Source organism: Azospirillum thermophilum (genome assembly GCF_003130795.1).
Classification (GTDB): domain Bacteria; phylum Pseudomonadota; class Alphaproteobacteria; order Azospirillales; family Azospirillaceae; genus Azospirillum; species Azospirillum thermophilum.
The window spans coordinates 848699-870654 of the sequence record NZ_CP029356.1 but is presented as its reverse complement, the minus strand read 5'-3'; the positions used below and the strand labels follow the sequence as shown (position 1 = coordinate 870654).

At 67.5% G+C, this 21956-nt stretch carries 27 protein-coding genes; 15 read left to right on the top strand and 12 right to left on the bottom strand.

The features are described 5' to 3' along the window. Nucleotides 1–116 precede the first annotated feature (116 nt). Nucleotides 117–455, bottom strand: a complete 339-nt coding sequence (locus tag DEW08_RS24970) for a hypothetical protein (protein ID WP_109332290.1) — start codon at nucleotides 453–455, stop codon at nucleotides 117–119. A gap of 341 nt (nucleotides 456–796) precedes the next feature. Between DEW08_RS24970 and DEW08_RS24965 the strand changes: the two genes are divergently transcribed. Next, entirely contained in the window at nucleotides 797–1591 is a 795-nt protein-coding gene (locus DEW08_RS24965; RefSeq protein WP_109332282.1) for a DUF2076 domain-containing protein, read from the top strand. A gap of 104 nt (nucleotides 1592–1695) precedes the next feature. Next, nucleotides 1696–2085, top strand: coding sequence for a NifB/NifX family molybdenum-iron cluster-binding protein (locus DEW08_RS24960; protein WP_109332281.1), 390 nt, complete (start codon nucleotides 1696–1698; stop codon nucleotides 2083–2085). 19 nt (nucleotides 2086–2104) lie between these two features. Here DEW08_RS24960 and DEW08_RS24955 read toward each other — a convergent pair whose 3' ends face one another. Next, nucleotides 2105–2779, bottom strand: a complete 675-nt coding sequence (locus DEW08_RS24955) for a sensor histidine kinase (RefSeq protein WP_245986976.1) — start codon at nucleotides 2777–2779, stop codon at nucleotides 2105–2107. 278 nt (nucleotides 2780–3057) lie between these two features. Between DEW08_RS24955 and DEW08_RS24950 the strand changes: the two genes are divergently transcribed. Next, nucleotides 3058–4083, top strand: coding sequence for an esterase-like activity of phytase family protein (locus tag DEW08_RS24950; protein WP_109332276.1), 1026 nt, complete (start codon nucleotides 3058–3060; stop codon nucleotides 4081–4083). 40 nt (nucleotides 4084–4123) lie between these two features. Here DEW08_RS24950 and DEW08_RS24945 read toward each other — a convergent pair whose 3' ends face one another. From DEW08_RS24945 to DEW08_RS24940, 3 genes are all read right to left on the bottom strand, one after another. Then, nucleotides 4124–5929 (bottom strand): sensor histidine kinase, encoded by a 1806-nt coding sequence (locus DEW08_RS24945; protein WP_245986975.1) that lies wholly within the window; start codon nucleotides 5927–5929, stop codon nucleotides 4124–4126. Nucleotides 5930–6042: 113 nt separating this feature from the next. Continuing rightward, nucleotides 6043–6165 carry a hypothetical protein gene (locus DEW08_RS33350; RefSeq protein WP_281262077.1) on the bottom strand — a complete coding sequence of 41 codons (123 nt, stop codon included), beginning with the start codon at nucleotides 6163–6165 and terminating at the stop codon, nucleotides 6043–6045. 128 nt (nucleotides 6166–6293) lie between these two features. Continuing rightward, nucleotides 6294–6473 (bottom strand): DUF3553 domain-containing protein, encoded by a 180-nt coding sequence (locus DEW08_RS24940; RefSeq protein ID WP_109332275.1) that lies wholly within the window; start codon nucleotides 6471–6473, stop codon nucleotides 6294–6296. A 202-nt stretch (nucleotides 6474–6675) separates the two neighbouring features. Here DEW08_RS24940 and DEW08_RS24935 point away from each other — a divergent pair, with 202 nt between their 5' ends. Continuing rightward, complete coding sequence (locus DEW08_RS24935; protein WP_109332274.1) at nucleotides 6676–7332, top strand: histidine phosphotransferase family protein; 657 nt, start codon at nucleotides 6676–6678, stop codon at nucleotides 7330–7332. A 30-nt stretch (nucleotides 7333–7362) separates the two neighbouring features. Here DEW08_RS24935 and DEW08_RS24930 read toward each other — a convergent pair whose 3' ends face one another. Further along, complete coding sequence (locus DEW08_RS24930) at nucleotides 7363–7554, bottom strand: hypothetical protein (protein ID WP_109332273.1); 192 nt, start codon at nucleotides 7552–7554, stop codon at nucleotides 7363–7365. Nucleotides 7555–7787: 233 nt separating this feature from the next. Here DEW08_RS24930 and DEW08_RS24925 point away from each other — a divergent pair, with 233 nt between their 5' ends. Genes DEW08_RS24925 through DEW08_RS24905 form a run of 5 tightly spaced genes read left to right on the top strand, consistent with a single transcriptional unit; the run spans nucleotide 7788 to nucleotide 13492 of the window. Next, a complete protein-coding gene (locus DEW08_RS24925; protein ID WP_109332272.1) occupies nucleotides 7788–10550 on the top strand; it encodes a hybrid sensor histidine kinase/response regulator in 2763 nt (920 codons plus the stop codon). Beyond that, entirely contained in the window at nucleotides 10547–11047 is a 501-nt protein-coding gene (locus DEW08_RS24920) for a chemotaxis protein CheW (protein ID WP_109332271.1), read from the top strand. Before DEW08_RS24925 ends, DEW08_RS24920 begins: the two co-directional genes overlap by 4 nt. Before the next feature lie 45 nt (nucleotides 11048–11092). Continuing rightward, nucleotides 11093–11458 (top strand): response regulator, encoded by a 366-nt coding sequence (locus DEW08_RS24915; protein ID WP_109332270.1) that lies wholly within the window; start codon nucleotides 11093–11095, stop codon nucleotides 11456–11458. A gap of 49 nt (nucleotides 11459–11507) precedes the next feature. Beyond that, nucleotides 11508–12671, top strand: coding sequence for a protein-glutamate methylesterase/protein-glutamine glutaminase (locus DEW08_RS24910; RefSeq protein ID WP_109332269.1), 1164 nt, complete (start codon nucleotides 11508–11510; stop codon nucleotides 12669–12671). Next, nucleotides 12668–13492, top strand: coding sequence for a CheR family methyltransferase (locus tag DEW08_RS24905; RefSeq protein WP_109332268.1), 825 nt, complete (start codon nucleotides 12668–12670; stop codon nucleotides 13490–13492). Before DEW08_RS24910 ends, DEW08_RS24905 begins: the two co-directional genes overlap by 4 nt. A gap of 33 nt (nucleotides 13493–13525) precedes the next feature. On the opposite strand, the gene DEW08_RS24900 is transcribed toward DEW08_RS24905, so the two are convergent. The 4 genes from DEW08_RS24900 to ctrA form a co-directional block, all read right to left on the bottom strand. Further along, nucleotides 13526–13750, bottom strand: coding sequence for a hypothetical protein (locus DEW08_RS24900; protein WP_109332267.1), 225 nt, complete (start codon nucleotides 13748–13750; stop codon nucleotides 13526–13528). Nucleotides 13751–13775: 25 nt separating this feature from the next. Further along, nucleotides 13776–13961, bottom strand: coding sequence for a hypothetical protein (locus DEW08_RS24895; RefSeq protein WP_109332266.1), 186 nt, complete (start codon nucleotides 13959–13961; stop codon nucleotides 13776–13778). 81 nt (nucleotides 13962–14042) lie between these two features. Further along, complete coding sequence (locus DEW08_RS24890) at nucleotides 14043–14252, bottom strand: cold-shock protein (RefSeq protein WP_109332259.1); 210 nt, start codon at nucleotides 14250–14252, stop codon at nucleotides 14043–14045. 231 nt (nucleotides 14253–14483) lie between these two features. Beyond that, a complete protein-coding gene (gene ctrA, locus DEW08_RS24885; RefSeq protein WP_109332249.1) occupies nucleotides 14484–15218 on the bottom strand; it encodes a response regulator transcription factor CtrA in 735 nt (244 codons plus the stop codon). A gap of 269 nt (nucleotides 15219–15487) precedes the next feature. Here ctrA and fliI point away from each other — a divergent pair, with 269 nt between their 5' ends. The 3 genes from fliI (at nucleotide 15488) to DEW08_RS24870 (ending at nucleotide 18282) form a co-directional block, all read left to right on the top strand. Then, a complete protein-coding gene (gene fliI, locus DEW08_RS24880; RefSeq protein ID WP_245986974.1) occupies nucleotides 15488–16825 on the top strand; it encodes a flagellar protein export ATPase FliI in 1338 nt (445 codons plus the stop codon). A gap of 16 nt (nucleotides 16826–16841) precedes the next feature. After that, nucleotides 16842–17279, top strand: a complete 438-nt coding sequence (locus DEW08_RS24875) for a flagellar export protein FliJ (RefSeq protein ID WP_109332240.1) — start codon at nucleotides 16842–16844, stop codon at nucleotides 17277–17279. Between the two features lie 112 nt (nucleotides 17280–17391). Beyond that, nucleotides 17392–18282 (top strand): prephenate/arogenate dehydrogenase family protein, encoded by an 891-nt coding sequence (locus DEW08_RS24870; protein WP_109332239.1) that lies wholly within the window; start codon nucleotides 17392–17394, stop codon nucleotides 18280–18282. A 42-nt stretch (nucleotides 18283–18324) separates the two neighbouring features. Here the strand turns inward: DEW08_RS24870 and purU are convergent, their stop codons facing one another. Continuing rightward, entirely contained in the window at nucleotides 18325–19191 is an 867-nt protein-coding gene (gene purU / locus DEW08_RS24865; RefSeq protein ID WP_109332238.1) for a formyltetrahydrofolate deformylase, read from the bottom strand. A 223-nt stretch (nucleotides 19192–19414) separates the two neighbouring features. Between purU and DEW08_RS24860 the strand changes: the two genes are divergently transcribed. Further along, on the top strand, nucleotides 19415–19801 hold the full coding sequence (locus DEW08_RS24860) for a hypothetical protein (RefSeq protein WP_109332237.1): 387 nt from the start codon (nucleotides 19415–19417) through the stop codon (nucleotides 19799–19801). 168 nt (nucleotides 19802–19969) lie between these two features. Here the strand turns inward: DEW08_RS24860 and DEW08_RS31380 are convergent, their stop codons facing one another. Then, entirely contained in the window at nucleotides 19970–20137 is a 168-nt protein-coding gene (locus DEW08_RS31380) for a hypothetical protein (protein ID WP_168220504.1), read from the bottom strand. A 242-nt stretch (nucleotides 20138–20379) separates the two neighbouring features. Between DEW08_RS31380 and DEW08_RS24855 the strand changes: the two genes are divergently transcribed. After that, nucleotides 20380–21192 carry an N-acetylmuramoyl-L-alanine amidase family protein gene (locus tag DEW08_RS24855; protein ID WP_109332231.1) on the top strand — a complete coding sequence of 271 codons (813 nt, stop codon included), beginning with the start codon at nucleotides 20380–20382 and terminating at the stop codon, nucleotides 21190–21192. 70 nt (nucleotides 21193–21262) lie between these two features. Continuing rightward, entirely contained in the window at nucleotides 21263–21955 is a 693-nt protein-coding gene (locus DEW08_RS24850) for a BON domain-containing protein (RefSeq protein WP_245986973.1), read from the top strand. Nucleotide 21956: the final 1 nt, after the last annotated feature.

Genomic DNA, 21956 nt, shown 5'->3' with positions numbered 1-21956 from the left:
CTCTCCCGTCAAAGGTATAGGGCGGGGGAGGAATGGCCATAACCACCCTATGTCGTTCCGCTTCGCCGGAACGGCAGGAGCGCCACCCGTCCCGAGCTTCGGGAAGCGGAGCCGCGTCAGAGGGAACCGCCGTAGGGGAAGGGATGCCGTTCCCGGGTTGGCGAGTGACGCCGGTCGTAGGGATTGGGGAAGCGCAGGCAGGTCTGGCGGAAGAGGCGGGAGAGACGTTCCATCTCCGTCTCGTCGCCGCGCCGCCGGGCGTCGAGCAGGACGTCCCACACCATCTGCCGCAGCGCCGCGTGTCCCCAGGGCTCGCGCAGCATGGCATGGCCGCGCTGGTCGGCTTCGGTCAGGGTCAGGTGCTCGTGCAGGGCGATGACGGCGATCTCGTCCGGCGTCAGGTCGCCGGTGCGGCGGTCGAGGCAGTGATCCGGCATGGACAAGACCATGGTCATGGCGATCCTCCCTCCCTGTTGTTCCGGAGGCGCCGCCAGGAGACTCGGCAAAAACGCCCCTTCGGCTGACGCCCTTTCGGCTGATGCCTTTTCGGCTGATGCTCGTCCCGACCGGGCAGGACCGTCCGGAACGAGCATTGGAAAATAGTATAGACACGACCCTGTTTACGCAACGAACGGAAAGTCTGTCAGACGAACCGCGGGGTCCTATTACCCGGCGCAGGCGCCGAAACCGCCGGAAGCTGCACCGGACCGGCACACCGGCAGCGGGGTCTTGTTTATCCGGGGGGAGCGACGCCACATTCATGGGGCGCCCGATCAGATGCGCTCAGGAGATTCAGATGACGCCCGAGGAACGTAACCTCCTCACCGATCTCTTCCGCCACCTGCGTGAGGTGGAGTCCCAGCCCCGCGACCAGGAGGCCGAAGCGCTGATCCGGCAACTGGTCCAGGCCCAGCCGCTGGCGTCCTACTACATGGCGCAGACCGTGCTGGTGCAGCAGCAGGCGCTGACCGCCGCCCAGCAGCGGATCGAGGAGCTCGAGCGGAAGCTGAAGGAGGCGGAGAGCCGCAGCCAGCAGACACCCCAACCCTCCGGCGGCAGCTTCCTGTCCGGTGCGCTCGGCCTCGGCCGCAGCCCCTGGGGCGGCGCCCGCGCGCCCGAGCCGCAGCAGCTTCCGCAGCAGCCTCAGCCGGCGCAGCGCGGGCCCTGGGGGGCGCCTCCTCCCGGCTTCGGGCAGCCGGCCTACGGGCAGCCGGGTTATCAGCCGGGCTATGCGCCCCAGATGATGGGCGGGCAGCCCGCCCGGGGCGGCGGCTTCCTGGCCGGCGCCGCGCAGACCGCTGCCGGCGTGGCCGGCGGCATGCTGGCCGCCAGCGCCATCTCCTCCATGCTCAGTCACTCGCCCGGTCCCTTCGGGGAGGCCGCGGCCGGCGCCAGCCATGCGGCGGCGGGCGGTGAGACGATCATCAACAACTTCTATGGCGACAGCGGCGCCCAGGGCGGCGCCCCGACCCATGACGTCAGCTACGACCAGGGGGCGGGCGTGCAGGATGCCGGCTACCAGTCGGACGATCCGGGGTCGGATCCCGGCTTCGATGGTGGCGACGGCGGTGGGGACGACAGCTGGATCTGAGCGGTCCGGCCCGGACCGTCGCGGTACGCGATTGACATCGCTCAGTGCGGCCCTTCCTGCGCGGGTGCCAGAGTCAGACTCCGCAACCAGCAGGGAGGGCCCTCATGAGGATCGCCGTCGGCACGCAGGATTTCCGCAGCATCGCCACCCATGGCGGCCGTACCCGCCGCTTCCTCGTCTTCGAGGCGGAAGCGGGGGCCGAGCCCATCGAGGTGAAGCGACTCGATCTGGCTCCGGACGAGGTGCTGCATCATTTCGGCGATGGCCGGCCTCATCCGATCGACGAGGTGCAGGTGATCATCACCGGGTCCTCCGGCGGCGGCTTCGTCGCCCACATGAAGCGGCGCGGGATCGAGCCTGTGGTCACGTCGGAGCACGACCCGCTGCAGGCGATCCGCGACTGGTTCGCCGGCACGGTCAAGCCGGCCGAACCGGTCCACCACCCGCACGATCATCACGACCATGACGAGGAGCCTGCGGAGCGGCGGGGCTGACCGGGCAGGGCCTGCGCGGTCAGATCGGAAAGCTGACGCTGGCGGTCGTTCCGGCAGCGTCGCTGTCGGTGGAGAGCGTGTCGCCGAGCTGGGCCGCCAGCGCCTCGGCCAGCATCAACCCGTCCTCGGCCGTGGTGTCGAAGCCGGCCGGCAGGGCGCGGCCATTGTCCTCCACGGTCAGGCGCGCCCGGCCGTTCGCCTGATTCGCCACCGTCACCTGGATCCAGCCATTGTCGGGAAAGGCATGCTGGAGGCTGTTGGTCACCAGCTCCGCGATGATGAGGCCGAGCGGCATCGCCTCGTAGAGTCCGACCTGTACCGCTTCCGAGGTAACGGTGATCGGGACATTCGCCGCGGCCCCGGGCGTTCCCTGCTGGACCGCCTCGCACAGCGCCTCGACATAGCGGCCGAGGTCGACATGGGTGCCGGAGCCGGTTTCGTGGAGCTGGCGATAGAGGATCGCCAGCGCCTCGATGCGCAGCATCGTCTGCTCGTAGGCGGCCCGCGCATCGGGATCGCGGATCCGGCCGGCCTGCAATTTCAGAAGACTGATAACCAGTTGCAGGCTGTTCTTCGCCCGATGCTGCAACTCGCGCAGCTCCGCTTCCAGCTCTTGGATCCGGGCGACGAGCCGGTCTTCGGGAGCGGCCGGGGCCGCGCCCGTGGCGGGGCGGTCCGGGGGAAGTGTGGTCACACTGGGCCGCATAGGCATCGGCATCGCTCGGGTCTCGGCTTTCGCTGGCAGGCGCGGTCATTCAGGAACAGGACCAATCTAGGCGCTTGGAGGCGCTCCAAAACGGTTTCTGACGGATTACCCCCGTTCGCCTAAGCGGAAGGTCCGGCGGTGCCGGTACCTGCGGTCCGGCACCTTCCGACGGCATCCGCCGGGCCGCAGCGACCGGTCGGGTTACCGGGGTGGGATGGCGCGGAATTCCCGTTCCCCGACGCCGGGCGCCGTGGCACAAGGTGCGCATGGCGAAGCGATCCATTTTCTTCAACCTCCTGCTCCTCCTGGTGGCGGCGGGAGGCTGTGCGGCCGGCGTGCAGGAGATGCGCCCGTCCCCATCCGTGTCCCGGGTTCCGCTCGATCGCGAGCGTCCGGCTGCGGAAACGGTGGGAAGCCTGCAGTTCCGCGGCGCGCTGGACCTGACCGGCGTGCAGGGCGTCGTCGGGCTGTCCGGCCTGTGGGTGGCGCCGGACGGCAGCCGGTTCGTCGCCATCGGCGATTCCGGGACGGTGGCTGCCGGCGGTCTCGCCTACGACAGCGCTGGACGGCTTGCCGACGCGCGGAGCGTGTCCTCGCGACCGCTGCCGATCGATGAGGGAACCAGCCGGAAGGGACGCCGGACCGACGCGGAGGAACTGGTGCGGATCCCGGACGCAGCCGGCGGCGGCTGGCTGGTGTCGTTCGAGCGGGACCACCGCTTCCTCCATTATGGAGAAGGGCCGGACGGGCCGGCCGGCAAGCCGCTGCGCATCGAGATGCCGCTGGACGCCGCCGAGACCGCCCCGCGCAACGGCGGGCTGGAAGCCGTGACCATCCTGGCCGACGGGCGGCTCCTCGCGATCGAGGAGGGGGAGGAAGCGGCCCGGCAGGAACACCGGCTCTGGGTATCGAAGAAGCGCTTCGACGCCGCCTCTCCGCCCGGGCGACAGGATTGGGAGCAACTCACCTACCGCTCGGCGCCGCAGTTCCGTCCCGCCGGTGCCGCCGCCCTTCCCGATGGCGGGCTGCTGGTGCTGGAGCGCCGCTTCTCGCTGATCGGCGGTTGGGGATCGCGCATCGTCCGTGTCGCCGCCCCGGCCCTGCGGCCCGGCGGAACGGTCAACGGCAAAGAGCTCGCCAGGCTGGAGCCGCCGATGATGAACGACAACTTCGAAGGAATCGCGGTTCGCCAGGACCCGGCGGGCGAAACGCTGGTCTACCTGATCTCCGACGACAACGGCAGCCCGCTGCAGCGGACGTATCTCGTCATGTTCGCCTTGCCGGCGCCCTGACGGCCACGCATCCCGGCGCAGGCATTGCCCTGCCGTCCCCTCAGCCGACCGACATGGCGGCGGTCAGGACGGACTCGATGCTGCGCAACCGCTCCGCCGGGAACAGGATCGTCGCGGTGGTTCCCTTGCCGACCCGGCTGGTCAGGGTGAAGGCGCCGCCCATGAGATCGACCAGCGCCCGGACGAGAGGAAGCCCCAGCCCGGTGCCGGGATAGCGGCGGGTGTGCGAGTTGTCCACCTGATGGAAGGGCTCCATCACCCGGTCCAGGTCGCTTTCGGCGATGCCGATGCCGGTGTCGGAGACGCGCAGGCGCATCCCGGCCCGCGTCACCGCGGCAGCCACTTCGGTCCGCCCGCCGGGAGGCGTGAACTTCACGGCGTTCGACAGAAGATTCAGCAGGATCTGCCGCAGGGCCCGCTCGTCGGCGAACAGCGGCGGCAGGTCCCGCGGCAGGCTGGACAGCAGGGCTATTCCCTTCTCGTGGGCCAGCGGCTCCACCTGCCGGACGCATTGGGCGACGATGTCGGAGAGGTCCAGCAGGTCTTCGTGGAGGACGTATTTCCCCGACTCGATCTTGGTCGTGTCGAGGATGTCGTTGATCAGGGACAGCAGATGCTGGCCGGAGCGGCGGATGTCGGCGACATATTCCGTCTGCTTGCCGGTCATGGGACCGAAGATGCCGCTCTCCAGCGCCTCCGCAAAGCCGATCACCGCGTTCAGCGGGGTCCGCAGCTCGTGGCTCATGTTGGCGAGGAACTGGGTCTTCGCCTGATTCGCCGCATCCGACGCCTGCTTGGCCGCGATCAGTTCGGCTTCGGCGCGGTGGCGGGCGGCGATGTCCTGGATCAGGCGGGACTGGCTTGCCCGCAGGGCCCGTTCGCTCTCCTGCAGGCTGGCGAGCATGTTCTCGCGCCGCCCGATCTCGCGCAGCAGCAGGGCGGTCAGCAGGGCCAGCATGGCGCTGCCTCCCGCGCCGACCAACAGGGCGGTCTCGGTCTTCTGCCGCCAGGGGGCCAGCACGGCGTCGCGCGACAACGAAACGGTGACGACCAGCGGCACGCCGGACGACGCCCGGTAGCTGAATATCCGGCGGGGGCCGTCGCCCGGCGCGTCCAGGCTCTCCGTCCCCGCCTTGGCCTCCTTCAGCAGGGCGGTGAAAAGCGGGAGGTGGCGGGCCGAGCGGCCGATGAAGGTTTCATGATCGGGGAAGCGGGCCACCACCGGCCCGTCGGCGTGGTAGAGCGTGACCACCGCGTCGTGGTCGAGCGCCAGCGTCTCGTAGAAGCTGCGGAAGGCGGCCGGTTCGACCACCGCCACCACGACGCCGGCGAACCGTCCGTCCGGTGCCGTCAGGCGCAGGCTCATGCTGATGAACCAGGTGCCGGACGTCCGTCCCTTGACGGGAATGCCGAGATGGACGCCCGGCGCCGGCCGGTCGCGGTGCGCCATGACATAGTCGCGGTCGGAGAGGTCGAGGTCGACCGGGCTGTCCGTTTCGCTGTCGTGGATCAGCCGTCCCTCGGGCGACACCACCAGAAGCGCCCGCGTCAGCGGCGACAGGGCGAGCTGACGGCGCAGCAGGGCCAGGACCTCCGGATCGCCGCGGTCCTGGCTGTCGCTGCGGACGGCCAGCACCTCCGCGATGCCGGAGAGGATCTTGGCAACTCCGGCGAAGCTGTCGGTGGCATGCCGCTCGAGCACGAGCGTCAGGTTTTCCGTCTCGTGCTTGGCCGTCGCGAGCAGGGCGCGATGCTCGCGCATCAGGTCGTAGCCGATCATGGCGTTCAAGCCGACGATCAGCAGGACACCGAACAGCCCGGTTCCCCATTTCAGGCGCGAGACCACTGCCGCCTCCCCTGCGGTGTGGTGCGGACGGACCCAATCCTATACCCGAGGTGGAATGGCGGGAAGACGTGTTCGCGCCTCCTGCGAAGCTGTGTCGCGCCGCAGGCCGCCGGTCAGAGGCGGACGGCCGGGGTGGAGAAGCGGGCGGCGCTGCTGGCATCCAGGCCGTTCAGCACGACGGCGGCGCCGGCCGCGATCAGCGCGGCGGCGGCGAACCCGAGGAACATGGCCTTCATGGTGGAACCCCTCCCGGTCGTTGGCGGGGCTGCCGGTTCCGGTGCCCCGCGATCATCGTCAGGCCTGCATAAAAGCAGATTGCGACCGTCGGCTTCAACGGCCCGCCGAGCCGCCCGGGCCGAACCGGTCAGATCTCGTCCGGGTCGACGATGGTGAGGGAGACGACGTCGGTATCCACCAGCACCTTGCCCGCATGCTCGAAGTTCACCGTCACGCGGTTTCGGATGGCGGACTGGACCTGCCCCAGCCCCCAGTCCGGTCGGGTCGGGAGGCGCACCCATGCGCCGGGCACCAGCGTATCGTCCATGTCGGTTCCTTCCGCATCGTCACGATGGTCCGCCATTCCGGCTCCCGCCCCGGGGCCTTTCCGGGACCGCTCCCGGCAAAAAAGGCGGCATCCGCGTCTGCCGGGTGTTACAACAACCCTGGTATCCTACGCCATAGAATGGATGGCGGGCACGGAGGGCGGACGGCCTGCCGTGCCGGACTATCGGCCGGAGTTTGGTGCCTTGACCCTCGACATCCGCGTGCTTGAACTGCTTGCGTCCCGGATCTGCCACGATCTCGTCAGTCCGGTGGGCGCGATCCGCAACGGGCTGGAACTGATCGAAGAGATGGAGGACGAGGAGTCCGGCGGCGGCGGTGCCGGCTTCCTGGGGGAGGCGGTCAAGCTGATCGAGCACTCCTCCTCGCAGGCGGACCGGCGCCTCCGGGTGTTCCGCCTCGCCTACGGGCTCGGCGGGCGCGACCAGAGGGGCTTCGGCGAGGCGCGCGCCGCCGCCGCCGGCTGGCTGGACGGCGGGCGCACTTCGCTCGACTGGCCGGCCGGCGTGCCGGGCGAGGGGATCGCCCAGCGCCGCGGAGCGGTCAAGGTGCTGCTGAACGTCGTGCTGCTGGCCGAGGAGGCCCTGACCCATGGCGGAACCATAACGGTCGCCGGGACGGGAACCGAGGAGTCCGCCAGCCTGACCGTCACGGCCGACGGACGCCCCGGCAGCCTGCGCCCGGAGGTGGCGGAGGCGCTGACCGGGATGGTCGCGGCGGCCGACCTGTCGCCCCGCTCGGTCCACGCCTATGTCACCGGCCGCCTCGCCGAGGATTGCGGAGTCTCGCTCGCCGTCGCTCCGGCCGGACCGGACCGGCTGGTCTTCACCATGTCCTGGTAAGGACCGGCCGGCGGCGGCTGCCGGCCGGGGTTAAAGCAGTTTGAAAATCCGGGGCTCGACGACCACCTGCTCGGCCCCGGTGGCGGTCTGGTGCGCGGTCGTGCGCAGGGTGACCGCCACATTGTGGCGGGCGGCTTCCGCCAGCGCCTGGTTGAGTGCCGCCACGGCGTCGCGCACGGCCTTCGCGATCTGTTCGTCCGTCATCGTCTGTTCCTTCACCATCCGGTCCATTCTGTGACAACCGCCCGTGGAGCCTCCGCCGGCGGGCCGGCGGGCTTCGCCGGCCGCACCGCTATCGGAAGAGGTAAGGTTCTCTTAATCAGTGTTTGACAGGCTCCGGCCTTACTTGGATTGGCACGCGCCGCCAGGGGTGCGATCTGCGCCTCTCGCGGGCCGACCGCCCGCGGAGCGGCGGGGCAGCGCGGACCATATCATCGGGCCTGGGGAACGCCACTATGGATGATCTGCTCTCCGAATTCCTGACGGAAACCAACGAAAACCTGTCGGTACTCGACGTCGAGTTGGTCCGACTGGAGCAGAATCCCAACAACCCGGAGCTGCTTTCCAACATTTTCCGCCTCGTCCACACCATCAAGGGCACCTGCGGCTTCCTCGGCCTGCCGCGCCTTGAGAAGGTGGCGCACGCGTCGGAGAACGTGCTGGGCAAGTTCCGTGATGGGGAACTGACCATTACGCCGGAGGCGGTGTCGCTGATTCTCCAGGCGCTCGACACCATCAAGAGCCTGCTGGCCGTCCTGGAAGCGACGGAAGCCGAGCCGCCCGGCGATGACCTGCCGCTGATCGAGCGGCTGAACCTGTGCGCCGAGGGCAAGCTGGGAGGGAATGCGCCGGCCGCCGCGCCGCCTCCGCCCCCGCCGCCTCCGCCGCCGGTCCCGGCCGCCGAGGAGCGCCCGGCCACCCTCGACGAACTCGAGGCGATCTGGAACGCGACCCCCGGTCCGAACGACGCGCCGGCCGCCGGCACCGCGCTGACCCCGGTCGCCGCCGCTGCCGAGGAGCCCGCCCCCTCCCAGGATCTGGTCGTTCCGGAGCCGGAACCCGCTCCGGCCGCCGCCAAGATGCCGGCGCCGGTCTCCCCCATGGCCGGGGCCGGCGGTGGGGCCGCCGGCGGCGACGGCGAGGCCGCGACCAAGGAATCGGCCGTCGCCGCGCAGACGATCCGCGTGAACGTGGACCTGCTCGAAAACCTGATGACCATGGTCTCCGAGCTGGTGCTGACCCGCAACCAGCTCCTGCAGATCCTGCGGTCGCAGAAGGAGAGCGAGTTCGCCGCCCCGCTGCAGCGCCTGAACCATGTGACGTCGGAGCTGCAGGAAGGCGTCATGAAGACGCGCATGCAGCCCATCGGCAATGCCTGGGCCAAGCTGCCGCGCCTGGTGCGCGACCTTGCGCACGAACTGAACAAGAAGATCGACCTCCAGATGCTCGGCGCCGACACCGAGCTCGACCGCCAGGTGCTGGAGCTGATCAAGGACCCGCTGACCCACATGGTCCGCAACTCCGCGGACCACGGGCTGGAGACCCCGGCCGAGCGTCTGCGCTCCGGCAAGGCGGAGACCGGCCGCATCACGCTGAACGCCTATCACGAGGGCGGTCACATCATCATCGAGATCCAGGACGACGGTAAGGGTCTCGCGATCGACAAGATCAAGCAGAAGGCGATCCAGAACGGGATGGCGTCGGAACTCGAGCTCGCCTCGATGACCGACCAGCAGATCATCCAGTTCATCATGAAGCCCGGCTTCTCGACCGCGGCGAAGGTCACCAACGTGTCCGGCCGCGGCGTCGGCATGGACGTGGTGAAGACCAACATCGAGAAGATCGGCGGCACGATCGAGATCAAGTCGGCCCAGGGCAAGGGCTCGACCTTCGTCATCAAGATCCCGCTGACGCTGGCCATCGTCTCCGCCCTGATCGTCGAATGCGCCGGCGAGCGCTTCGCCATCCCGCAGATCAGCGTGGTCGAGCTGGTGCGCGCCGCCGCCGACAGCGAGCACACGATCGAGCGGCTGAAGGGCACCCCGGTCCTGCGCCTGCGCAACCGCCTGCTTCCGCTGGTGTCGCTGCAGGAGCTGCTGCGGCTCGACGACAACGAGAACGTCAAGAAGACCGAGGACGAGACCTTCATCGTCGTCACCCAGGTCGGCACCTACACCTTCGGCATCATGGTCGACCGGGTGTTCGATACCGAGGAAATCGTGGTGAAGCCGGTGGCGCCGATCCTGCGCCATATCGAGATGTTCTCGGGCAACACCATCCTCGGCGACGGCTCGGTCATCATGATCCTGGACCCCAACGGCATCGCGTCGGCCACCGGCGAGATGGCGATGGGCGAGGCCGCCGGCAAGGAGACCACCGCCGTCCAGACCCAGCGCCAGGAGGACAAGATGGCGCTCCTGCTGTTCCGCGCCGGCGACGGTGCGCCGAAGGCGGTGCCGCTGTCGCTGGTCGCCCGCCTGGAGGACATCGACCTCGCCTCGGTCGAGCTGTCGAACGGCATGCCGGTCGTCCAGTACCGCGGCAAGCTGATGCCGCTGGTGCCGATCGACCCGAACTTCTCGATGGGCAACGAAGGCCGCCAGCCGGTTCTGGTCTTCGCCGACGGCGACCGCTCCATGGGCCTGATCGTCGACGAGATCGTCGACATCGTGGAGGAGAAGCTGAATGTCCAGCTCGCCGCCGAGCGTCCGGGCCTGATGGGATCCGCCATCATCGCCGGCAAGGCGACCGAGGTGATCGACGCCGGCTTCTTCCTGACCCAGGCCTACAAGGACTGGTTCGGCTCCTCGTCCAACGACGCGTTCGAGGAAGAGAAGCTGCAGCGTGTTCTTCTGGTTGACGACAGCCCCTTCTTCCGCAACCTTCTTACTCCGCTCCTGTCGGTGGCGGGCTACGATGTGACGGCGGTGGAGAATGCGAGCGATGCGCTGGCCCTGTGCGAGGCGGGCGAGGATTTCGACGTGATCGTGTCCGACATCGAGATGCCGGGCATGAGCGGCTTCGACTTCGCCGAGACCGTCCGCCAGAGCAGCCGCTGGAGCCATGTGCCGATGGTCGCGCTGTCCAGCCACGCCAGCCCGCGCGACCTCGACCGGGGCCGCCTTGCCGGCTTCAACGACTATGTCGCGAAGTTCGACCGTGATGCGCTGCTCTTTGCTCTGCAGCAGACGCTGACCGAACAGAAAGGTGCCGCATGAGCAACGCCAAGCTCCCGACCACCACCCGGAAGTCCAAGGGCGACGACCTCGTCGCCACCGGGAACCAGGACTATGTGACGATGACGATCGCCGACCAGATGTTCGGCATCCCGGTGTTGCAGGTCCAGGACGTGCTCGGCCATCAGCGGATCACCCGCATTCCCCTGGCCCCGCCGGAGGTCGCCGGCTCGCTGAACCTGCGCGGCCGCATCGTCACCGCGATCGACGTCCGGCTGCGTCTCGGCCTGTCGTCGCGGCCGAAGGACAAGCCGGGCATGTCGATCGTGGTGGACCTGCGGGGCGAGCTCTACAGCCTCATGGTCGACTCGGTCGGCGAGGTGTTGAGCCTGACCAACGAGGATTTCGAACGGAACCCGGCGACCCTCGACCCGCGGTGGCGCGAGGTGTCCACCGGCATCTACCGGCTGAACGGCCAGTTGATGGTTGTGCTGGACGTGCCGCGTCTGCTGAACTTCACCACCATCGAAGCGGCCTGATCGGCCGATGCACGGTCCTGGCGCAACCCGTGAGGCTTCCGCGAAATGAAATCCTGCCTTGTCGTCGACGATAGCCGCGTGGTGCGCAAGGTCGCGCGCAAGATCCTGGAAGAGCTGGACTTCGTCTGCACCGAGGCGGAAGACGGCAAGCAGGCGATGGAGGCCTGCGCCCGGCAGATGCCGGACGCGATCCTCCTCGACTGGAACATGCCGGTGATGACGGGGATCGAGTTCCTGCGCCGCCTGCGCAAGATGAGCGGCGGGGATGCTCCGAAGGTCGTTTTCTGCACCACGGAGAACGACCTGGCACACATCCAGGAGGCGCTGTCGGCCGGGGCGAACGAGTACATCATGAAGCCGTTCGACAGCGACATCATCCAGACGAAGTTCCAGCAGGTCGGGCTGCTCTGAGCCCGCACCGGACTTTGTGGTTTCTCCTGTCGAAAGGCGGTTTGTCCTAATGTCCGACAGTTTTGGCAGAACCCCCTCCACCGCGGCCCGACCGGCCAATCCTGATCCCGTGCGGGTGATGGTGGTGGATGATTCTGCCGTCATCCGCGGCCTGTTGACCCGCGCCCTGGAAGGCGACCCGGACATCCGTGTCGTCACCTCGGTCGGCGACGGTCAGATGGCGGTCAACGCCCTGCAGCGCAACTCGATCGACGTCATCGTCCTCGACATCGAGATGCCGGTGATGGATGGCCTGACCGCCATTCCGAAGCTGCTGGCGGTGGCGCCGCAGGTGAAGATCATCATGGCCTCGACGCTGACGCTGCGCGGGGCCGACATTTCCATCCGCTGCCTGTCCGCGGGTGCGGCCGACTACATCCCGAAGCCGACCTCGACCCGCGAGATCGGTGGAGCGGAGGATTTCAAGCGCGAGCTGGTCTCCAAGGTCAAGGTCCTGGGCGCGGCGGCCCGGCGCGCCGGGTCGCGCAGCCGCGGCGAAATCCGCCCGCTGACCCCGGCCCCGGTTCCGGCCGCCTTCAAGCGCGAGCAGGGGCCGGTGACCCTGCGGCCGGCGCCCGCCGGCCTGCCGGTCAAGCCGGACATCATCGCCATCGGCAGCTCGACCGGCGGCCCGCAGGCGCTGTTCGAAGTGCTGAGCCATATGAAGGACGGGGTTACCCAGCCCATCCTGATCACCCAGCACATGCCCGCCACCTTCACCACCATCCTGGCGGAGCACATCTCGCGCCAGTGCGGGATCGACGCGCGCGAGGCGAAGGACGGCGAGCCGATCGTCTCCGGCCGCTGCTACATCGCGCCCGGCGACTTCCACATGCTGGTGACGCAACGGGCCGGCACCAACACGGTCCAGTTGACGAAGGATCCGCCTGAGAATTTCTGCCGGCCGGCGGTCGATCCTATGATGCGGTCCATCGTGCGCGCCTATGGCGGCCGCAAGATTCTCGCCTGCATCCTGACCGGCATGGGGCAGGACGGGCTGAAGGGCTGCACGGACGTGGTCAATGCCGGCGGCACCCTGATCGCCCAGGACGAAGCCTCCAGCGTCGTCTGGGGCATGCCGGGGGCGGTCGCCAACGCCGGTATCTGCTCCGCCGTGCTGCCGCTCAAGGAAATCGGCCCCTATATCCGCAAGTTCGCATCGAGGGCAGCATGAGGGTCGAAGATTTCGACATGTTCTCCACGCTGCTCAAGCAGCGCTCCGGCCTGGTGCTGACGCCCGACAAGGCGTACCTGCTGGAGTCGCGGCTGATGCCGGTGGCGCGCAAGTGGAACATGAAGGGGCTGGACGAACTGGCCTCCACCGTCCGCACCCGCAAGGACGAGGCCTTGCTGCGCGACATCACGGAGGCGATGACGACCAACGAGTCGTCCTTCTTCCGCGACCAGAAGCCCTTCGACCAGTTCAAGCAGGTCGTGTTGCCGCGCATGTTGCAGGCGCGGGCGGCCAAGCGGTCGCTGCGGATCTGGTCGGCTGCCTGCTCGTCCGGGCAGGAGGCCTATTCCCTCTCCATGCTGCTGCTGGAAGAGCAGGCGAAGCTGGCCGGATGGCGGATCGAAATCGTCGGCACGGATATTTCCGGCGAGATGGTCGAGCGGGCGAAGTCCGGTGTCTACACCCAGTTCGAAGTGCAGCGCGGACTACCGATCACCATGCTGGTGAAGCACTTCAAGCAGAACGGCGACAAGTGGCAGATCAACCCGCAACTGCGGCAGATGGTCAGCTTCCGCGAGTGGAACCTGCTGGGCGACCTGTCGGCGCTGGGGCAGTTCGACATCGTCTTCTGCCGCAACGTGCTGATCTATTTCGACCAGCCGACCAAGGCGAAGGTGCTGGAATCGATCGCCCGGCAGATGCCGGCGGACGGCGTCCTCTACCTTGGCGGGGCGGAGACCGTCCTCGGCATCACGGAGCGGTTCAAGCCGGTCGAAGGGCAGCGGGGGCTCTACAGCCTGGGCGGCTTCACCCCCCCCTGATCCCGTGGCAACTGCCCGATCCGGGGTGCCCGGTCAGGCCGATCGCGCGATCGTCTTGATCGGACCCCGCGGGTTCCCCGACAATTCGGCGATCTTACGGTCCTGCGCCTCGATGAAGGCGCGCACGGAGGCGTCCGGCTCGAAACTGTCGATTTCGGCCGTGGGGACCTTGCGGTTGGAGGTGCGTGCGCCGTCCTGGTAGAAGACGTCGTACAACACATAGCCGGCATCGGCCGGCTGCTTGCTTTTCTTGGCCATGGAACTGAACTCCGTTAAGCGGTCGTTAGGCGGCGCCGGACGTGGCGTCGTCCTCGCCGGACTGCGGCGGTAGGCTGTCGTCCTGCTCTTCCGGCCCGGCCTTGCGGCGGGCGCTCTCCTCCTGGCGGCGCTGGAGCTTTTCCTGCTTCTTCTGCTCCTTCGCGCGATTGCGTTCGGCACGCTGCTGGTTGTAGTTGGGCTTGAAGGCCATGGCCGGTCCTTTCCTCGGACGAAACACGGAAAAAGGGCATCAGTTTCCTGATGCCCTTCTGTCGGACGGGGAAGAGAGCGGTCAGACCGCCTTGAGGTTTTCCGCCGAGGTCTTGCCGCGCTTCGGGTCGCGCTGTTCCTCGTAGGACACCTTCTGGCCCTCGATCAGGCTGCGCAGACCGGCCCGCTCCACGGCGGACACATGCACGAACACGTCGTTGCCGCCGGCCTCCGGCTGAATGAACCCATAACCCTTGGTGCTGTTGAACCACTTGACGGTGCCGACGGGCATCGCGCTCTCCCATAACGTTCGGTGGCATCGCGCCACCGGCACGATGCATCAGACTGAATGTGGGAATAGCCGCATCTGCAGAGCCCGAAAGCAGGACAGGCCCGGCAACCCGAAACAGAATGATAAGGAATAAGTGGGCATTCCGCCGGCGGGTTCAAGCAAAAAACCCGCTGCAAGCGAAAACCAGGCCGGACGTGGCGGATGCCCAGCCTGGGGACGGCCTCCCGGACCTCAGTTCGCCGCCTGATGGGCGACGCGCGGCGGGGGCACGGAAGACGCCTCCGCCTCCTCGTGCGGGTCGCGCAGCACATAGCCGCGGCCCCACACCGTCTCGATGTAGTTCTCGCCCTGGGTGGCATTCGCCAGCTTCTTGCGGAGCTTGCAGACGAAGACGTCGATGATCTTCAGCTCCGGCTCGTCCATGCCGCCGTAGAGATGGTTCAGGAACATCTCCTTGGTCAGGGTGGTGCCTTTGCGCAGGCTCAGAAGCTCCAGGATTCCGTATTCCTTGCCGGTCAGGTGCAACGGCTGGTTGTCGACCTCGACCGTCCGGGTATCGAGGTTGACGGTCAGGCGGCCGGTGCGGATGACGCTGTCGGAATGGCCCTTCGAGCGGCGGACGATCGCCTGGATGCGGGCGATCAACTCGCGCTTGTCGAAGGGCTTGGTCAGGTAATCATCGGCGCCGAAGCCCAATCCCTTGATCTTGTTGTCCATTTCGGTCAGGCCGGACAGGATCAGGATCGGCGTCGTCACACGGGCCGCGCGCAATCGGCGCAGCACCTCGTACCCGTCGATGTCCGGCAGCATCAAGTCCAGGATGATGATGTCGTAATCGTACAGCTTGCCGATTTCGAGGCCATCTTCACCCAGGTCGGTAGAGTCGACGATGAACCCCTCGGTGTTCAGCATCAGTTCGATGCTTTTGGCGATGGAGGTATCGTCTTCAACCAGCAGAACCCTCATGGCGATATCCCGACGTTTGATGGCGCGTTCCTGGCGACCTGACGTGACGCTTTACGGCTTGCGATGCCGATTGCGCCCTCTGCTGACTTTTGCCCGCTCGCCCGTTTAATAGAGGTTAACAGACGATTCAGCTTAACGCCATAGGTAAGGCGCTTCATTTAACGTTAATATCTTCAGTCAAGAATGCAAAGAGTGGTGGCCCGGGCATGATCCGTCCACCGGTCTACCTCTTTTGGGTTCGCACCCATTCGTTCCGGGACTTAGCCACCGTGCCCGCCGACATCGTCCAACTGTTGCGCGAAATTGACGCACTGCCCAGCCAAAGCCGTTTCGGCCGGGTTACTGCGGTGCTTGGTCTTATGGTCGAGGTCGGCGGGATCGAGAAGGAACTGTCGGTCGGCGGCCGCTGCATCGTCGAGGCCCGCGACGGCCGGCAGGTGCCCTGCGAGGTGGTGGGCTTCCGCCAGGGCCGCGCCCTGCTGATGCCCTTCGGCACGCTCGACGGCGTCGGGCTCGGCTGCCGCGCCCTGGTTGCCGACGGGCAGCCCTCCGTCTTTCCCTGCGAAGCGTGGCTGGGGCGCGTGGTCAACGCGCTCGGTGAGCCGGTGGACGGCAAGGGGCCGCTGCCCAAGGGGCCGCGCGGGATCCCGATCCGCAACGCGCCGCCCAGCGCCCACGCCCGGGCGCGGGTTGGGGAGAAGCTGGACCTGGGCATCCGCGCGATCAACGCCTTCCTGACCTGCTGCCGCGGCCAGCGCATGGGCATCTTCGCCGGCTCCGGCGTCGGCAAGTCGTCGGTCATGTCGATGCTCGCCCGCTTCTCTGCGGCCGAGGTGGCGGTGATCGGGCTGATCGGCGAGCGCGGCCGCGAGCTTCAGGAGTTCATCACCGAGGATCTGGGCGAGGAGGGCCTTGCGCGCAGCATCGTCGTCTGCGCCACCTCGGACGAGGCGCCGCTGCTGCGCCGGCAGGCGGCCTATCTGACGCTCGCGGTTTCGGAGTATTTCCGGGACGAGGGGCGGGACGTGCTGTGCATGATGGACAGCGTCACCCGCTTCGCCATGGCGCAGCGCGAGATCGGCCTGTCCGCCGGCGAGCCGCCGACCACCAAGGGCTACCCCCCGACCGTCTTCGCCGAACTGCCGCGCCTGCTGGAGCGGGCGGGTCCGGGCCTCGCCGGGTCCGGCTCCATCACCGGCCTCTTCACCGTGCTGGTGGAGGGCGACGACCACAACGAGCCGATCGCCGACGCGGTGCGCGGCATCCTGGACGGCCATATCGTGCTGGAGCGCCAGATCGGCGAGCGCGGCCGCTACCCGGCCATCAACATCCTGCGCAGCGTCTCGCGCACCATGCCCGGCTGCAACACGCCGGCGGAGAACGAACTGGTCGGGCGGGCGCGCCGCCTGCTGTCGGCCTACGACAACATGGCGGAGATGATCCGGCTGGGCGCCTACCGCCGCGGTTCCGATCCTCAGGTGGACGAGGCCATCCGCTACCAGCCGGCGCTGGAAGCCTTTCTGAAGCAGGGCAAGCGGGAAGCCACGGACCTTCCCGCCAGCTATGCCATGCTGGCCGAAATCCTCGGCGTGCCGTGGCCGCAATGACGTATAGTGCCGAGCCATGAACAGCCTGAAGACCGTCATCCGCCTGCACAAGCTGCAGCTCGATGAAAAGCGCCGCGTCCTGGCCGAGCTGCAGACGCTGGCCGACCGCCTGAAGTCGGAGATCGAGCGCCTGAAGGAGGAGATCGCGCACGAGCAGCAGACGGCGCGGGAGGATTTCTCCGTCTCCTTCACCTATTCCAACTTCGCCCAGGCGGCGCTGGAGCGGGGCCGCAGGCTCGGCGAATCGCTGGCCCAGGTCGAGGCGCAGATCGCCGTCGCCACCGACGAGATGGCCGAAGCCTTCCAGGAGTTGAAGCGTTTCGAGCTGGCGGAGGAGGAGAGGCTGAAGCGCGAGCGCGAGAAGCAGAAGCGCAAGGAGTCGCTGATGCTCGATGAAACCGCCCTGGTCGGCTTCCGCCGCCGCCAGCAGGAGGACGAGGCGGCCAACGGCTGACCCGCCGCCCCGCCGGGCCGCGCCGAAGTTTCGCTTGGTCCCGCATCGGCGAGGTGCTTTAAAACGGGACGCAAATCCGTTCCGTTCACAACCTGCCTTCGGTACCCCTCCCATGACCGATATCTCTCCCCTGTTCGGCCGCGTCGCCATCATCGGCATCGGCCTGATCGGATCGTCCCTCGCCCGGGCGCTGGTGGAGTATCGGCTGGCGCAGGAGGTGGTCTGCGCCGACCGCAGCGCCGAGGCCTGCGCCAAGGCGATGGAGCTGGGGATCGTCGCGACGGCGACGACCGACCTGGCGGACGCGCTGGAAGGCAGCGAACTGGTGGTGCTTGCAACGCCCGTCGGCAGCTTCGCCGAGGTGGGGGAGCGGATCGGCCCGCACCTGCGGCCGGGCACCATCGTGACCGACGTCGGTTCCGTGAAGCAGGCCGTGCTGCGGGACGTCGGGCCTCACATTCCGGCCGGCGTCCACCTGATCCCCGGCCATCCCGTGGCGGGCACCGAGCATTCGGGACCCGAATCCGGCTTCGCCACGCTGTTCGAAGGGCGCTGGTGCATCCTGACGCCGCCGCCGGCCGCCAACCCTGAGGCGGTCGCCAAGGTGGAGGAGATGTGGCGCCGCGTCGGCTCCAAGGTCGAGCTGATGGAGGCCAACCACCATGACCGGGTGCTGGCGATCACCTCGCATCTGCCGCACCTGATCGCCTATACGATCGTCGGCACCGCCTCCGACCTGGAGGAGTCGACGCAGTCCGAGGTCATCAAGTTCTCGGCGGGCGGTTTCCGCGACTTCACCCGCATCGCCGCGAGCGACCCCATCATGTGGCGCGACATCTTCCTGAACAACCGCGAGGCGGTGCTTGAGGTGCTGCAGCGCTTCACGGAAGACCTCACCGCCCTGCAGCGGGCCATCCGCTGGGGCGAGGGCCAGCATCTGCAGGACCACTTCACCAAGACCCGCGCCATTCGCCGGGGCATCATCGACGCCCGGCAGGCCTGAGGCGGAACGGGGCCGGACGGCGGTCCGGCTCCGCCGGGAGACCTACCGGAAGACCACCGTCTTGTTGCCGTTCAGCAGGACGCGGTGCTCGATGTGGTAGCGCACCGCGCGGGCCAGGACGATGTTCTCGATGTCGCGGCCCATGGCGACCAGATCGTCCGGCGTCATGGTGTGGTCCACGCGCTCGGCCTCCTGCTCGATGATCGGCCCTTCGTCGAGGTTGGAGGTGACGTAATGGGCGGTGGCGCCGATCAGCTTCACGCCGCGGGCGTGGGCTTGGTGGTAGGGCTTGGCGCCCTTGAAGCTCGGCAGGAAGGAGTGGTGGATGTTGATGATCCGCCCGGCCATCCGCTCGCACAGCGCGCCCGACAGCACCTGCATGTAGCGGGCAAGCACCACGAGGTCGACCTTCTCCTCCTCCACGATCTCCAGCAGGCGGGCTTCCTGCTGCGCCTTGTTGTCGGAGGTGACCGGCAGGTGGTGGAACGGAATGTTGTGCCACGCCGCCAGTTGGTAGAAATCCCGGTGGTTGGAGACGATCGCCGGGATCTCGATCGGCAGGTAGCCGGTCCGGTAGCGGTAGAGCAGGTCGTTCAGGCAGTGGCCGAACTTCGACACCATGATCAGGACGCGCGGCCGGTGGCTCAGCCGGTGCAGCTTCCAGGTCATGGAAAAGCGGTCCGCCACCGCGGCGGAGAATTCCGCCTCGAGCTGCGCGGCGGAGGGGCCGCCGGCACTGGCGGAGAAGTGGACGCGCAGGAAGAACAGGTTGGAGATCCGGTCGCCGAACTGTGCGCTGTCGATGATGTTGCAACCTCGCTCCGCCAGAAAGCCGGACACCGCAAAGACGATGCCCACCGTATCGGGGCAAGAGATGGTCAGGATGTAGTCGGAAGCGGTCTCGGACATCTGTGCCAACCAGTTCTGATAGCGGGATGGTAAACGGCCTTTGGGACGGCTTGCCTAGCACGAAGCCACCCTGAACGCACCCCGCCTTTTTCTCTGGCAGGGTATCGCTGCCGTAGGGGCGCCACCCGATCTGGCGTCACCGTCGGAAGGATGCCAGAATACGAACGGTTGTCGGGGGCGCCGGGCCCTTTCCGGCATGCGGTCGCAAGCGGTGGAGCGTTCCATGGCCTCGGGTGGCAAGATCATCGGTGAATTCGTGAAGGGCAAGGTCGACAAGCTGATGACCCCGGATGCGGTCGACAACGAGAACCGCCTGCGCATCCGCCATTTCCTGGAAAACATGGACGCCGCCATCCTGGAGGCGAACCTGGAGGTGATCGGGCGGGAAATCCCGAACCTGAACCGGGAGTCCTTCATGCGGCTGGCGGTCCGGGTTGCGGAGCTGCGGGCCGACTACATCCGTGCCGGCCTGAAGGTGGCGGAAAACCGTCACCCCGATGCGGCCGCCGTCGATGAACTGGTCCGCTTGCGGCACGCCTATGAGGAGATGCTGGCGGTCTATGAGGCGGCCGAGCGTGTCATCGAGCGGGGGTACGTGCGGCTGGGCTGAGAGAGTTCGGTCGACCGACTGCGGCCCGCAGGAACAGAGGGGCAGGCAGGCGGCCCGCCGAAACACCGTATGGGCAAAAAACAAACCCCTCCGCCACCAGGTCGTGGGGGAGGGGGGCGAAACCGCCGACGGAGATGGGCCGGTGCCGCAGCGCCGGTCCGTTGACGCTCAGACGTCGTGGAAGTGCTCCAGTTCGCGCCGAAGGCTGGTGACCTCCTGCCTCAGGCTGACCAGACGCGCGACGTCGGGCGTTGAGCTGCGCTCCTCCTTCTCGAGTTTGTCCTCGATCTCGCGCTGCTCCTGCCGAATGATGTTGAACAGGGCTTTCCTCAACATCGGCACCTCCCGAGCTTATCACAGAAAATTTAGCTCTTCTGCTGTGCATCTTCAAGGAAGCTGGAGCGGGAGTCGACTCCTCATTCGACCACAGGTCTCTCCGGAATCCTTAATTTGCGACAATCCCGCGCGTTACCTCCCCGCCGCTTGACAACACTTTTGCGCGGCCTCAATGGTTAACGCAAAGCCCGCGCCCGAACCGTCGTGGTTGCGGCAATTCAGCGCACAAAACGGTTCGACCCATGGAACGCAGACGACTTCTTCGACTGGCGATGACCGTCCCGCTCGTGGCCGCTGCGGGACTCGGGGGTGGTGCTGCGGCCGAGGCGGCGGAGCCGCAGCGGCCCGCGGCGAAGCCCGTTCAGGCGAAGCCGCGGCTGATCATGCTCGATCCCGGCCATGGCGGGGCCGATCCCGGCGCCATCGGCACCCGCGGCACCCAGGAGAAGGACGTCACGCTGGATATCGCGCAGGAGATTGCGCGGCTGCTGACTGCCCGGCACAGGCTGGCGGCGAAGCTGACCCGCCGCGACGACCGTTTCCTGGCGCTGGAGGAGAGGGTGGACCTGACCCGCAAGGCCGGGGCGGACCTGTTCATCTCCATCCACGCCGACAGTGCGCCCAACCACGACGCCCGCGGGCTGTCGGCCTACACCCTGTCGGATCAGGCGTCGGACAGCTTCGCCTCGAAGCTGGCGGCGCAGGAGAACAAGGCGGACCGCTTCGGCGGCATCGACCTGAAGGCCGCAAAGCCGGCGGTGCGGGACATCCTGCTGGACCTGACCGCCCGCCACACCAAGCATGCGGCACTGGTCGCCCGGCAGGCTTTGGTGAAGGGGGCGGGGAAGGACCTGCGGTTGCTGGACAATCCCATGCGGTCGGCGAACTTCGCCGTCCTCAAGGCGCCGGACGTGCCGTCGGTGCTGGTGGAGACCGGCTTCCTGTCCAATCCCCAGGATGAGGAGGTCCTGCGTGACGTGCAGGCTCGTCGCGTCGTCGCGCGGGTCCTGGCGCGCGAGATCGCCGCCGTGGTTTCCCGCAGTCCGTTCGCCTGAATTTTGCCGCTTCCGCCAGCGAGCATATCGCAAGTGCAACATCCCTGCATCACTCCGGGACAAAACGAAGATGAAGCGCATGAACCGCCAGATTCCCCATTGCGTTCGGACCCTGGGCATGACTTTTTCGCGCCGCCCGCATCAGTGGCGGGACGGGGAGCGGAGGCGTACGGTGGGCAGGTGGATCCGCCTTTTTTCGCTTGTGGGAGTGGCGGTCGCATCGGCCGGCGCGTCCGGCTGCGCGCCCCTCGTCATCGGTGGGGCCGCCGGAACGGCAGTGGTGGCCTCCGAGCATCGCGGGCTGAAGGGTTTTGCCAGCGATACCGACATCCGGGCGCAGATCAACCACCTTTGGCTGCAGCACTCCCTGTCCCTCGCCAACCGGATCGGCCTGACGGTCGATCATGGCCGCGTGCTGCTGACCGGACGCGCGGCCGATGCGCAGATGCGGCTCGACGCCGTCCGGCTCGCCTGGCAGGCCGACGGTGTGAAGGAAGTGATCAACGAGATCCAGGTGGACAATGAGTCCGGGATCCTCGACAGCGCGCGCGACACCTGGATTTCAACCCAGCTCCGCACAAAGATCACTTTCGATGGAGACATTCATAGCCAGAACTACAGCATCGATACGATCAACGGCGTTGTCTATCTGATGGGTACGGCGACCACCCAGGACGAGATGGACCGTGTCGTCCAGCACGCCCGGTCGGTGCCGAACGTCCAGCGTGTCGTCAACTACGTGCGTCTGCTTTCCAGCCTGTGAC